Source organism: Lederbergia wuyishanensis, assembly GCF_022900255.1.
In the GTDB taxonomy this organism is placed as follows: Bacteria; Bacillota; Bacilli; order Bacillales; family Bacillaceae_C; genus Lederbergia; species Lederbergia wuyishanensis.
Map to the genome: position 1 here is coordinate 278,004 of NZ_JALIRM010000001.1, position 12,117 is coordinate 290,120.

The following is a 12,117-nucleotide window of genomic DNA, read 5'->3' on the forward strand; positions in this document are numbered from 1 at the left end:
TGTAATGTATGACAGCTTAACTTTTACCTTTCTATCGGTATAGCGCCTTCGGGAACGAAAAATGGATTATTTGTATCGATATGATCATAAAACATAATACCGTTTAAATGATCAAGCTCATGTTGGAAGACTATGGCTGGAAGACCTTTTAAACGCAATTTAATCTCATTTCCTTTAATATCGTATCCTTTAATTGTTATACGAGCATGTCTTAATACGTAGCCAGGAACAGTTCGATCCACTGACAAGCAACCTTCACCAGTTGTCAAATAAGATTTCTCTACAGAGTGGCTAATTATTTTTGGGTTTATCAATGAATATTGATACTTTTTACCGTTGTCATCTTCGAGTCGAACTGCGAACATTCTTTTTAGGATATTAATTTGTGGAGCAGCAAGACCAACTCCGCCTCTTAAACCATATTTTTCGCTGATTTGAGGATCTTGACTATTTTCTAAAAATTCTTGCATTTTATTTAAAATGTCTATATCTTCTTTTGTTGGGGGCAATTGGATTTCTTTCGCAACCTCTCTTAACGTTGGGTTGCCTTCACGGATAATATCTTTCATTAAAATCATTTTTTTCACTCCTGTTTAAGCAAGTAATGTATATGTGTAGCAAAAAAACAACTATTAATTTTATCTTATTTTATTATTTGCATTATTGTCAAATAGACGATATCCCAGTATAGTTAGGGTGGAAACAGTTAGGAGGATTTGGATGAGAAAAATACATACAATCATTTTTGTTGTATTAATAGCGGTTGTTTTGACAGCGTGTACCTCCAGTGGAGATAATATTTATAAAGCACTGGAAGCAACTGCTGCTAAGGAAGCAGATTTTGAAAATCAACAAGAACCCCTTAAGAAACTGGAAACTAGTGAAAAAGAAATCTTTGATCAAATTATGGAATTGGGCATGAAAGAGTTCGATCAGATTTCTAAATTAGCTGATAATGCAATAGCTAATTTAGATCAAAGAGAAGAGCATTTGAAAAAAGAAAAAAATTCAATAGAAGAATCGAAAAAGGAATTTCATCTTGCAACGGAAGAGTTTAAAAAAATTAAAGATGAAAAATTAAAGAATCAAGCAAATGAATTACAGGAATTAATGAATAAACGTTATGAATCGTATGATAAATTGTATTCAGCCTATTTGAACGGATTGCAAGAAGACAGGAAGATTTACGAAATAATTAAGAATGAAGATCTAAAGCTTGAGGATTTAGAGGCTCAAATTGAAGCATCTAATAAAGCATACGAGAATGTATTTGAAGCAAACCAACATTTTAATGAGCAAACAGAAAAATTTAACAAGGCAAAGTTAAAATTTTATGAGGATTCTGGACTAAAAATAGAAACAAAATGAACGTAAAAATGGAGGCGGTTTTCCGTTTCTTTTTTTTGTGTGATTTTCATGACAAAATTTGATTTTCTGCAGTGTAGATTGGCAGTTATATTCAAACTGTCTAATGTATAACAGGCAAGACAGAATTTCTTTTTTTATAAAACAGAATAAAGATATTTAATAGTACAGTTAACGTTTGTAAATAATGGTATTACGTCTCTCAAACTTATTTCATTGACGAATAAACTGTTTTCATGTACTCTAAATGTGGAAAAACTTTGTATTAATTTTTTTTTGTAATAGATTAGTACAGTTCATTTTTCAAGTTGGGAAAGTTTTTCTGTTTTTCTTGATGAGAAATGTGGAAAACCTATACTAGTATGAAGTCCGGTACATGAATAATCTCCCGCTGAAATAAGCAAAGCAGGGCAATTTTATTATGTCCGTTATCAAATAATATGTTTAGAAAGGATAGGTGGCTTCAATGGCTTCTAAAACAAAGAAGACACAATTCGATGCTGTTAAAACACTCGAAAATATTGAAAGTCAATTTGAAATGGTTCAGATCTTGAATGAAAAAGGAGAGATCGTGAATGATGAGCTTGTTCCAGATATATCTGATGAACAACTTACGGAATTAATGCGTCGTATGGTTTATACAAGAATTTTGGATCAGCGTAGTATTTCATTGAACCGTCAAGGTCGCCTTGGTTTCTATGCTCCTACTGCAGGTCAGGAAGCATCACAGCTTGCATCACATTTCGCACTTGAAAAAGAAGATTTTATTTTACCTGGATATAGAGATGTACCTCAAATTATTTGGCATGGACTTCCACTATACAAAGCGTTCCTTTTCTCTCGTGGACATTTTGTTGGAAATCAAATTCCTGAAGGTGTTAATGTTATCCCACCGCAAATCATTATTGGCGCTCAATATGTTCAAGCTGCAGGTGTTGCTCTTGGAATGAAAAAGCGCGGAAAAAAATCAGTTGCCGTTACATATACAGGTGATGGTGGTTCGTCTCAAGGAGACTTTTACGAAGGAATCAACTTTGCAGGCGCATATGGTGCTCCAGCAATCTTTATTGTGCAAAATAACCAATTTGCTATTTCGACTCCGCGTGACAAACAAACTGCAGCTACAACAATTGCTCAAAAGGCAGTTTCCGCAGGTATTCCAGGAGTACTAGTTGATGGAATGGATCCACTTGCTGTGTACGCTGTTGTAAAAGAAGCACGCGAGAGAGCGATTAATGGCGGCGGTCCAACATTAATCGAAACAATGTGTTATCGCTATGGTCCTCATACTATGGCTGGGGACGATCCTACACGTTATCGTACTTCAGATACAGATAGTGAATGGGAGAAAAAGGATCCACTAGTAAGATTCCGTAATTTCTTGGTTAATAAAGGAATTTGGAACGAAGAAATTGAAAACGAAGTAATTGAACAAGCGAAAGAAGATATTAAAGTAGCGATTAAAAAAGCGGATGATACTCCGAAACAAAAAGTTACTGATTTGATTTCTAACATGTATGAAGAGCTTCCTAACAATCTACAAGAACAGTATGAAATATATAAAGAGAAGGAGTCGAAGTAAGCCATGGCGCAAATGACTATGATTCAAGCTATCACGGATGCGCTTCGCACTGAATTGCGCAACGATGAAAATGTACTAGTGTTTGGAGAAGACGTCGGGGTTAACGGAGGGGTTTTCCGTGCTACAGAAGGTCTCCAAAAAGAGTTTGGAGAAGACCGAGTCTTTGATACACCACTTGCTGAATCAGGAATCGGTGGTTTGGCTATTGGGTTAACGACACAAGGCTTCCGCCCAGTTCCGGAGATACAGTTTTTTGGATTTTTATATGAAGTGATGGATTCCGTGAGCGGTCAAATGGCGCGTTGGAGATACCGTACAGGCGGAACATTCCATGCACCAATTACAATCCGTTCACCATTTGGAGGAGGAGTACATACACCTGAAATGCACGCTGATAGTCTTGAAGGCTTAATGGCTCAGCAACCAGGTTTAAAAGTAGTAATTCCTTCTACACCATACGATGCAAAAGGATTATTAATTTCGGCAATTAGAGATAATGACCCAGTCATTTTCCTTGAACATATGAAATTATACCGTTCTTTCCGTCAAGAAGTTCCTGAAGAGGAATATACAATTCCTCTAGGAAAAGCAGATGTGAAACGAGAAGGAACTGATTTAACAATTATTACTTATGGTGCGATGGTTCATGATTCATTAAAAGCTGCTGAGGAACTTGAAAAAGAAGGTCACTCAGTTGAAGTAATTGATCTTCGTACAGTTAGCCCAATCGATTTAGAAACAATCCTTGCATCCGTTGAAAAAACAAATCGTGCAATCGTTGTTCAAGAAGCTCAAAAACAAGCTGGTATTGCTGCAAATATAGTTGCAGAGATTAGTGATCGCGCAATATTAAGTCTAGAAGCACCTGTTCTACGAGTTGCTGCACCAGATACAGTGTATCCTTTCTCTCAAGCAGAACCGGTATGGCTGCCTAACCATAAAGATATTATCGAAACTGCTAAAAAAGTATTACTATTCTAATCACGCTTATCTTACAGGAGGGGAATACAATTGTCATTTCAATTTAAAATGCCAGATATCGGTGAAGGTATCCATGAAGGCGATATAGTAAAATGGTTTGTAAAACCCGGTGACAAAGTAGCCGAAGATGATGTACTATGCGAAGTGCAAAATGACAAGGCTGTTGTTGAAATTCCGTCTCCAGTAGCTGGAACAGTTGAAGAAATTCTCGTTGAAGAAGGCCAAACTGCTACAGTTGGAGACGTATTGATAAAATTTGACGCGCCTGGATATGAAGATCTCCAATTTAAAGGTGATCACGGAGAAGAAAAAACAGAAGCGAATGTCCAATCGACAGCAGAATCTGGACAAGAAATTAAAAAAGAGGAAGTTAAAGCTGAAGAAGCTCAAGAGGTAAAATCTGAGCCAACAGGTGCTGGTGCACAGCCTGAAGCAGAGGCTGATCCTAATCGCCGTGTAATTGCAATGCCATCTGTAAGAAAATATGCTCGTGAAAAAGGTGTAGACATTCGCCTAGTATCAGGATCCGGGAAAAATGACCGAGTAATGAAAGAGGATATTGATGCATTCTTAAATGGTCCATCAACAACTGAGACAGTCGAAACAACTGCACCAGCAAAAGAAGAAACAAAAGCTGCTGCTGCTGCTGCGCCGGTAATTCCTGAGGGAGAATATCCTGAAACTCGTGAGAAAATGAGTGGAATCCGTAAAGCAATTGCGAAAGCAATGGTAAATTCAAAGCATACAGCACCACATGTTACTCTTATGGATGAAGTAGACGTAGAAAAACTTGTTGCACATCGTAAGAAATTTAAAGATGTAGCTGCAGAAAAAAATATCAAACTAACGTTCTTGCCATATGTTGTAAAAGCTCTTGTTAGTGCATTACGTGAATTCCCTGCACTTAATACATCAATTGATGATGCGACTGATGAGATTATTCACAAGCACTATTACAATATTGGTATTGCTGCAGATACAGATAAAGGCTTATTAGTACCTGTAGTAAAACGTGCTGATACAAAATCTGTATTTGCGATTTCAAAAGAAATCAATGAACTTGCTGATAAAGCACGTAGTGGAAAGCTTGCACCTAATGAAATGAAAGGTGCTACATGTACAATCACAAATATTGGATCTGCTGGTGGACAATGGTTTACACCTGTTATCAATCATCCTGAAGTAGCTATCTTAGGAATTGGTCGCATTGCAGAGAAACCAATAGTTCGCAATGGTGAAATTGTTGCAGCTCCAGTATTAGCCTTATCATTAAGTTTTGACCATAGAATTGTGGACGGAGCAACTGCACAAAATGCTCTTAACCAAATTAAACGACTGCTTAACGACCCTGAACTTTTATTAATGGAGGCGTAAAACAATGGTAGTAGGAGATTTCCCAATTGAAACTGATACAATCGTCATCGGAGCTGGTCCAGGAGGTTATGTAGCGGCAATTCGTGCTGCACAACTCGGACAGAAAGTAACTATTGTAGAAAAAGGCAGCTTAGGCGGAGTGTGCTTGAATGTTGGATGCATTCCTTCTAAAGCACTAATCGCAGCATCACATCGATATGAGTCAGCTCTACATTCAGATGATATGGGAATAAAAGCTGAAAATGTAACAGTTGATTTCACAAAAGTTCAAGAATGGAAAGCTGGCGTTGTAAAAAAATTAACAAGTGGTGTAGAAGGCCTTCTAAAAGGGAATAAAGTTGAAATAGTTCGTGGTGAGGCATACTTTGTCGACGATCACAATATTCGAGTGATGGATGAAAATTCCGCCCAAACATATACATTTAAAAATGCTATTATTGCTACTGGGTCTCGTCCTATTGAATTGCCAAGCTTTAAATATTCCAAACGTGTTATTGATTCAACAGGTGCATTGAGTCTGGAAGAAATCCCTAATAAGTTAATTGTTATTGGCGGGGGATATGTCGGTACAGAATTAGGTACAGCTTATGCAAACCTTGGTTCTGAAGTAACGATTCTTGAAGGTGCAGACGATATTTTAAGTGGCTTTGAAAAGCAAATGACTGCACTAGTAAAACGTAACTTGAAGAAGAAAAATGTGGAAATTGTTACTAAGGCAATGGCTAAAGGCGTTGAAGAAACAGAAAATGGCGTTAAAGTTACTTTTGATGCTAAAGGTGAAGAAAAAACAATTGAAGCTGATTATGTTCTTGTAACAGTTGGCCGTAAACCAAACACGGATGAGCTTGGACTTGAGCAAGTCGGTATTAAAATGACTGATCGTGGAGTTATTGAAGTTGATAAACAATGCAGAACTAGTGTAAACAATATTTTTGCAATTGGTGATATTGTTCCTGGTCCGCCATTGGCACATAAAGCATCTTATGAAGGAAAAATTGCTGCTGAAGCAATTTCCGGCCATCCATCCGAAGTTGATTACTTAGGTATTCCTGCTGTTGTATTCTCTGAGCCAGAGCTTGCTACTGTTGGATATACAGAAGCACAAGCGAAAGATGAAGGCCTAGACATTACAGCTGCAAAATTCCCGTTTGCTGCTAATGGACGTGCTTTAGCATTAAATAATACTGACGGGTTTGTAAAACTAATTACTCGTAAGGATGATGGCTTAGTCATTGGAGCACAAATCGCTGGTCCGAGTGCATCAGATATGATTTCTGAGCTTGGGCTTGCCATTGAAGCAGGCATGACAGCCGAAGATATCGCTATGACAATCCATGCGCATCCAACGTTAGGTGAAATTACAATGGAAGCTGCAGAAGTAGCGTTAGGAACACCAATTCATATCGTAAAATAATTTTGTCAAAAAGGCTGTCTCAACTGAAGTGTTATTTACTTTCAGAAAAGGGACGGCCTTTCATTTTCAGTTATGTCTTTGCATAAAATTATATTAGCCTAAGGATTCGTGCAAAAACGATTGAAATGACGGTGATTCACAGATGGTAAAGAAATATGTAGCTCTTCTACTGCAATTAATGATTTGGAGCGGTTTTACTCTTGCAGAGTGGCTTTCAGGAAAAGATCATCTATTATCAAAAGTCATTTTATTTATTGTCTTTAGTTATCTTGCTATTATAATTGCTAGAAAAATAGTTAACTCTAATAAAGAAACTTTTATTGTTACTTTAACAAGCTTATTTGCCTATGGGTTGCTACACACTATGCTTCAATTATTTATTTAATTTATGTAAACTATAAAAATGAAACTCTATAATCCTACTTTAACGCAAGCATTTGAAAGGGGAGCAGTATGAGATTATCTAGCATCATAATGTCCGTTGCAATATTATTAGCTGCTTGCAGCGGTCAGACTGCCCAAAAGGAAGAATCTATAAAAAAAGATGAACCAGTAGCAGAAGAAAAAAAACCTGATTTGGTAGAACAAGAAGATGTACAATCGCCAGAAACTAATGTTGAAGAAGAAAAGGGTGAAGAGCCCATAGATGAAGTGGCTGCTCCTGAATATAAAATGAACGCTGTTTTTGCATTAGAACCAATCAAGGATGCAAATCCAAAAGTTGTTTTATTAACAATTGATGATGCACCTGATAAATATGCGCTAGAAATGGCTAAAACATTAAATGAATTGCAAGCACCTGCCATTTTTTTCGTTAATGGGCATTTTATCAACTCACCTGAAAAAGAAGCGATTCTAAAAGAAATATACAATCTTGGCTTTGAAATAGGGAATCACACATTCTCGCATGCTAATTTGACCTCACTATCTCCAGAAGAACAAAAGGAAGAAATACTTTCTGTTAATGATAAAGTTGAAGAAATAACAGGGGAACGTCCAAAGTTCTTTCGTGCTCCATTTGGAGCCAACACAGATGTTAGCAAGCAAATTGCTGCAGAAGAAAAGATGCTTGTCATGAATTGGACCTATGGATACGATTGGGAAAAGGACTATATGTCTCAGGATGCAATTGCAGATATAATGGTTAATACAGAATTATTAGTAAATGGAGCAAATTTACTTATGCATGACCGTGAGTGGACAAATGCTGGCTTAGAGCAAATAGTAAACGGTCTGAGGGATAAAGGATATGAAACTTTGGATCCGAAGCTAATTGAAACACCTCAATAAAAAAGGAGAGGCAGGGTTTAATGCCTCTCTTATTTATTCTAAAATGAATAATGCAAAATTTATTAATGGTTACTTTGAACTGTTTATTTCAGGTTACATGACTTATAGTCAATAGTCTTGCACCAAAGTAAAGAGTGCCTTGTGCTTTTCTTATTATCTAATTGCTTCAAATTCTTTTATAACCCTTATTGTCTTTAAGGTTTCATCTTCAAGTCCTTGGACGGGTAAGCCTACTTCAATGTTTTTTCTAATATACAGAAGATTTTCTTCTGTAATAATCTCACCTGGTATAAAGATTGGTATTCCTGGTGGATAAACCATAATAAATTCCGCGCTAATTCGTCCAGCAGACTCATTGAGTGGGATAATCTCCGTCTCAGAATAAAAAGCGTCTCTAGGGCTCATAGCAAGAAGTGGAATATCAGGCAGAATTACATTATGATGGTTTACGTCATTCTCTGCTTTTCCAAACTTCTCGGATAATTTTTCTAGAGCTTCAATTAGAATGGCTGCCTCTACATCAGTGTCTCCTGGAGTAACGATGCATAAAATGTTATACAAATCAGATAGTTCAACTTCTATTTGATATTCATTTCGGAGCCATTTCTCAGCTTCGTATCCATTTATTCCGAGATCTTTTACGGAAATAATGAGCTTGGTTGGATCGTAATCAAAAACTGCACCAGTCTCTAACATTTCTTTTCCGGGACACACGAGATGAGGGATTTTATTTACTTTTTGACGAATCTTTTCAGCGAGAGTGATAGCACCGCCTATAAGATCTCTTCCTTCTGTTGCAAGCCGTTTTCTAGCTGCGTCAAGTGAAGCTAACAATAAATAAGAAGTTGATGTAGTAGTTAGCATACTAATAATAGATTGAACCCGTTGTGGTGATACCAGTCCTTCGCGAACATTTAACACTGAACTTTGGGTCAAGGAGCCACCTAGCTTATGCACACTTGTAGCTGCCATATCTGCACCAGCTTCCATTGCTGAATAAGGCAATCCTTCATGAAAATGAATATGAACACCATGTGCTTCATCTACAAGAACTGGAACTTCGTAGGAATGAGCAATATCAACAATCTTTTTTAAATCAGCTGCTATTCCAAAATAAGTAGGATTAATAACAAGTAAACCCTTTGCATCTGGGTGAATTTCAAGTGCTTTTTCAACAGATTCTGTAGTAATCCCATGTGATATTCCTAGGTTAGGGTCAATTTCAGGATGAATAAAGACTGGAGTAGCACCAGAAAACACTATCGCTGACATTACTGATTTATGAACGTTACGGGGAACGATAATTTTATCGCCAGGTCCGCAAACTGACATAATCATTGTCATAATGGCACCACTCGTCCCTTGTACAGAAAAGAAAGTATGGTCAGCTCCAAAAGCTTCAGCTGCCAATTTTTGAGCATCTTTAATCATTCCTTTTGGGGAATGCAAATCATCTAATGGTGCTATATTTATTAAATCTATAGATAAGGCGTTTTCTCCAATAAAATCTCTGAATTCGGGATCCATTCCAGCACCTTTTTTATGACCGGGAATATGAAATTGAATTGGATTTGATTTGGCATGCTGCACCAGCCCTGTAAATAGTGGTGTTTCATATTGGGACAATGAAGTCACATCCTTTTATAAGTAATAGAAAAGATACTGAAACAAGAACAAATTATAACATCAATATATTGTTTTTCATAGACATATTTACACACATTATTGGTATACGACATAACAAGTGAACTCATAATACATAATAAGAACTAAAGGAGAGTTTAATATGGAATATCAGTACCCATTTTCACTAGATTGGACAACAGATGAAATAGTTGATGTTGTTCAATTTTATCAGACAATTGAAAAGGCGTATGAAACAGGAATCGAAAAAACAAAATTAATGAATTGTTATAGGAGGTTTAAGGAAATTGTCCCTAGTAAAGCGGAAGAAAAAAAGTTTGATAAGGAATTTGAAGAAGTAAGCGGTTATTCCTCCTATAAAACGATAAAAAAAGCAAAAGAAACTGAAAGTGATAAGATAATTAAAATGGGAACGTTATAATATTCATCTTCGAAAATGTATACGACGTTTATGTAAGTTTCTAAACGGGTACAAAAAAGCAAGAGCAGTTAGCTTTCATCCATACTTTTTAGACTTGCTAGGTGAACACACAATTTTGTTACCGCGTATATTGCGGCAACATACAATATAATAAGCTAAACCCGAAAGTTGAATAAATCTACCACCATTTCGGAAGGGGTGTTTTACCATGAAACAAGTAATGAATGCGTATAGGAAGAAAAATTTGGATAAACAAAAACTTGCAGTACTACGTTTGGAGTTAAATTATGAATTGGCCGTTCTTTTCGACGCCTTGCAAGAAAAAGATGAAGAAGTGAAAGTAAAAACGATGCGCAAATTGGAAAGAATTCGTTCTGAATTAATAAAACTTGAAGCGTTGTGAGTTATAAGATGTTCATGAAAAATTGAAACGGACTCCCATTTGTGCATTTAGTCGGGTGTTCGTTTTTTATTCGTAGAAAACACCAAAAACTTGATAATCAAAATTGTTTTCTCTAAGCTTATGGATAGGTAGAACATAATGGAGGAATCGTAATGGTCAATTGGTCTAGCGTTGATAAAGCGGCTAAGGAATGGCTAAAAGAAGCTGGTAAAAGCATTGTAGCTTCATTTGAAACTGCTTTACAAATAGATACGAAAGCGGATGCAAATGACTTAGTCACTAATATCGATAAAGAAGTTGAACAATATTTCACAAGCCAAATTCGAAAAACATTCCCATCACATAACATATTAGGGGAGGAAGGATTTGGTGATGAAGTTCAAAGTACAGATGGTGTTATTTGGATAATCGATCCGATTGATGGAACGATGAATTTTGTACATCAGCAAAGGAATTTTTTTATTTCAATCGGAATTTTCGAAAATGGGAAAGGAAAACTCGGTTATCTTTATGATGTAGTACATAATGAATTATACTATGCAATTTCAGGTGAGGGTGCGTATTGGGGTGATTTGAAACTCCCAATGCTAGAAAAAGTGGAAGTCAGTGAGGCGGTTATTGGATTAAATGCGATGTTATTAACTTCCAATGACGTGAAAAATCCGTTGATTTCTATAGTAAAGGATGTAAGAGGCACGAGATCTTACGGTTCAGCTGCTTTAGAATTTGCTTATGTTGCAACAGGACGACTTGATGCCTACATAAGCAAGACTCTATCACCTTGGGATTTTGCAGGAGGAAAAATCATCGTTGAAGAAATTGGAGGAGTTGTTACAGATTTTAAGGGCGAACCATTAAATTTATTGAAAAAAGGCTCTGTAATCGTAGCAAAGCCAGGGCTTCATGAAAAGCTTATTAATGAATATTTTCAGGAAAAATAAGTCTCCTAAAACCGCTAAAAAACCTTGTAGAGGTAGGCTTCGCGCCTTGTAAGAAACTCATTTTCAAGACCAGTCTAGAATAGTTTTATTCAAAAATGTCCTTATAAATATGGCGTATAACAAAGTCAGAAATAACTTTGTCTACGCCATAAAGTGAACTAATGATTAGTGAGACAGTTCCAGAAAGTATTAGGTTTTTTGAGTTTTTTATTTGGACAAAGAAAGCTTGTGGTCAAATTCCAGAGGTCATAGCTTCCAAATCTAAAACCCACGCAATGAAAGGGCAAGGAAATCTTTTTATTAGATCCGAAAGTAGAAGTTGCCTTGCGCTCTGTTATAATTTACCCCCATCTCTCATTTTTTTCTTAGTTCTAAATCCAAATCCCATTACAGCTACTAATACAATAAAGCATACAATCATTCCAAAATAACTATCTAACCCTACAGAGATTCCTATTCCCACTATTGAGAATGCTCCGATTGTTGCTAATAATAAAAGATTCCACTTAATTCCGTTCATATTTTTTTCCTCCTTAAAGGTATATTGTACAAAAAAAATTCCATTTCTTCTACTGTATGTGATATAATAGTTCAGTTAAATATAAACTTAAAATGTTTAGCGCAAGTTGCCGTTGACGAACTAAATTCTAGTCCTCTTCTTTCGTGAAAGTAAACAGAGATATGTCTATAAGACAAGTCTTG

The 12,117-nt window shown here is 36.4% G+C and carries 13 protein-coding genes; 10 read left to right on the forward strand and 3 right to left on the reverse strand.

Going from position 1 to position 12,117, the window contains the following annotated elements; translation table 11 throughout:
• Positions 1-23: 23 nt before the first annotated feature.
• Positions 24-578, reverse strand: a complete 555-nt coding sequence (gene def, locus MT489_RS01460) for a peptide deformylase (RefSeq protein WP_244679731.1) — start codon at positions 576-578, stop codon at positions 24-26.
• A gap of 142 nt (positions 579-720) precedes the next feature.
• On the opposite strand from def, the gene MT489_RS01465 reads away from it, so the two are divergent.
• The 7 genes from MT489_RS01465 to MT489_RS01495 all read left to right on the forward strand — a co-directional run bounded on the left by MT489_RS01465 (position 721) and on the right by MT489_RS01495 (position 8,006).
• Positions 721-1,368, forward strand: a complete 648-nt coding sequence (locus MT489_RS01465; protein WP_244679732.1) for a YkyA family protein — start codon at positions 721-723, stop codon at positions 1,366-1,368.
• A gap of 463 nt (positions 1,369-1,831) precedes the next feature.
• The gene (gene pdhA, locus MT489_RS01470) at positions 1,832-2,947 is read left to right on the forward strand and encodes a pyruvate dehydrogenase (acetyl-transferring) E1 component subunit alpha (RefSeq protein ID WP_244679733.1); all 1,116 of its coding nucleotides are present in this window, start codon (positions 1,832-1,834) and stop codon (positions 2,945-2,947) included.
• 3 nt (positions 2,948-2,950) lie between these two features.
• Entirely contained in the window at positions 2,951-3,928 is a 978-nt protein-coding gene (locus MT489_RS01475) for an alpha-ketoacid dehydrogenase subunit beta (protein WP_244679734.1), read from the forward strand.
• Positions 3,929-3,958: 30 nt separating this feature from the next.
• The gene (locus MT489_RS01480) at positions 3,959-5,302 is read left to right on the forward strand and encodes a dihydrolipoamide acetyltransferase family protein (protein ID WP_244679735.1); all 1,344 of its coding nucleotides are present in this window, start codon (positions 3,959-3,961) and stop codon (positions 5,300-5,302) included.
• Positions 5,303-5,306: 4 nt separating this feature from the next.
• Positions 5,307-6,716: a dihydrolipoyl dehydrogenase gene (lpdA, locus tag MT489_RS01485; RefSeq protein WP_244679736.1), complete on the forward strand. Its 1,410-nt coding sequence runs from the start codon at positions 5,307-5,309 to the stop codon at positions 6,714-6,716.
• A 142-nt stretch (positions 6,717-6,858) separates the two neighbouring features.
• Positions 6,859-7,101, forward strand: a complete 243-nt coding sequence (locus tag MT489_RS01490; protein ID WP_244679737.1) for a hypothetical protein — start codon at positions 6,859-6,861, stop codon at positions 7,099-7,101.
• 68 nt (positions 7,102-7,169) lie between these two features.
• Positions 7,170-8,006 (forward strand): polysaccharide deacetylase family protein, encoded by an 837-nt coding sequence (locus MT489_RS01495; RefSeq protein WP_244679738.1) that lies wholly within the window; start codon positions 7,170-7,172, stop codon positions 8,004-8,006.
• 153 nt (positions 8,007-8,159) lie between these two features.
• Here the strand turns inward: MT489_RS01495 and MT489_RS01500 are convergent, their stop codons facing one another.
• Positions 8,160-9,632: an aminotransferase class I/II-fold pyridoxal phosphate-dependent enzyme gene (locus MT489_RS01500; protein WP_244679739.1), complete on the reverse strand. Its 1,473-nt coding sequence runs from the start codon at positions 9,630-9,632 to the stop codon at positions 8,160-8,162.
• A gap of 160 nt (positions 9,633-9,792) precedes the next feature.
• Here MT489_RS01500 and MT489_RS01505 point away from each other — a divergent pair, with 160 nt between their 5' ends.
• From MT489_RS01505 to MT489_RS01515, 3 genes are all read left to right on the forward strand, one after another.
• Positions 9,793-10,071, forward strand: a complete 279-nt coding sequence (locus MT489_RS01505) for a UPF0223 family protein (protein ID WP_244679740.1) — start codon at positions 9,793-9,795, stop codon at positions 10,069-10,071.
• A gap of 208 nt (positions 10,072-10,279) precedes the next feature.
• Positions 10,280-10,474, forward strand: a complete 195-nt coding sequence (locus MT489_RS01510) for a hypothetical protein (RefSeq protein ID WP_244679741.1) — start codon at positions 10,280-10,282, stop codon at positions 10,472-10,474.
• A 152-nt stretch (positions 10,475-10,626) separates the two neighbouring features.
• Entirely contained in the window at positions 10,627-11,415 is a 789-nt protein-coding gene (locus MT489_RS01515; RefSeq protein ID WP_244679742.1) for an inositol monophosphatase family protein, read from the forward strand.
• 334 nt (positions 11,416-11,749) lie between these two features.
• On the opposite strand, the gene MT489_RS01520 is transcribed toward MT489_RS01515, so the two are convergent.
• Entirely contained in the window at positions 11,750-11,935 is a 186-nt protein-coding gene (locus MT489_RS01520; protein WP_244679743.1) for a YlaF family protein, read from the reverse strand.
• Between the last annotated feature and the right edge of the window lie 182 nt (positions 11,936-12,117).

Excerpts from the sequence above, each read along its gene's own strand:
- def (WP_244679731.1), bottom strand. The coding sequence starts at position 578 with ATGATTTTAATGAAAGATATTATCCGTGAAGGCAACCCAACGTTAAGA.
- MT489_RS01465 (WP_244679732.1), top strand. The coding sequence starts at position 721 with ATGAGAAAAATACATACAATCATTTTTGTTGTATTAATAGCGGTTGTT.
- pdhA (WP_244679733.1), top strand. The coding sequence starts at position 1,832 with ATGGCTTCTAAAACAAAGAAGACACAATTCGATGCTGTTAAAACACTC.
- MT489_RS01475 (WP_244679734.1), top strand. The coding sequence starts at position 2,951 with ATGGCGCAAATGACTATGATTCAAGCTATCACGGATGCGCTTCGCACT.
- lpdA (WP_244679736.1), top strand. The coding sequence starts at position 5,307 with ATGGTAGTAGGAGATTTCCCAATTGAAACTGATACAATCGTCATCGGA.
- MT489_RS01490 (WP_244679737.1), top strand. The coding sequence starts at position 6,859 with ATGGTAAAGAAATATGTAGCTCTTCTACTGCAATTAATGATTTGGAGC.
- MT489_RS01495 (WP_244679738.1), top strand. The coding sequence starts at position 7,170 with ATGAGATTATCTAGCATCATAATGTCCGTTGCAATATTATTAGCTGCT.
- MT489_RS01505 (WP_244679740.1), top strand. The coding sequence starts at position 9,793 with ATGGAATATCAGTACCCATTTTCACTAGATTGGACAACAGATGAAATA.
- MT489_RS01510 (WP_244679741.1), top strand. The coding sequence starts at position 10,280 with ATGAAACAAGTAATGAATGCGTATAGGAAGAAAAATTTGGATAAACAA.
- MT489_RS01515 (WP_244679742.1), top strand. The coding sequence starts at position 10,627 with ATGGTCAATTGGTCTAGCGTTGATAAAGCGGCTAAGGAATGGCTAAAA.
- MT489_RS01520 (WP_244679743.1), bottom strand. The coding sequence starts at position 11,935 with ATGAACGGAATTAAGTGGAATCTTTTATTATTAGCAACAATCGGAGCA.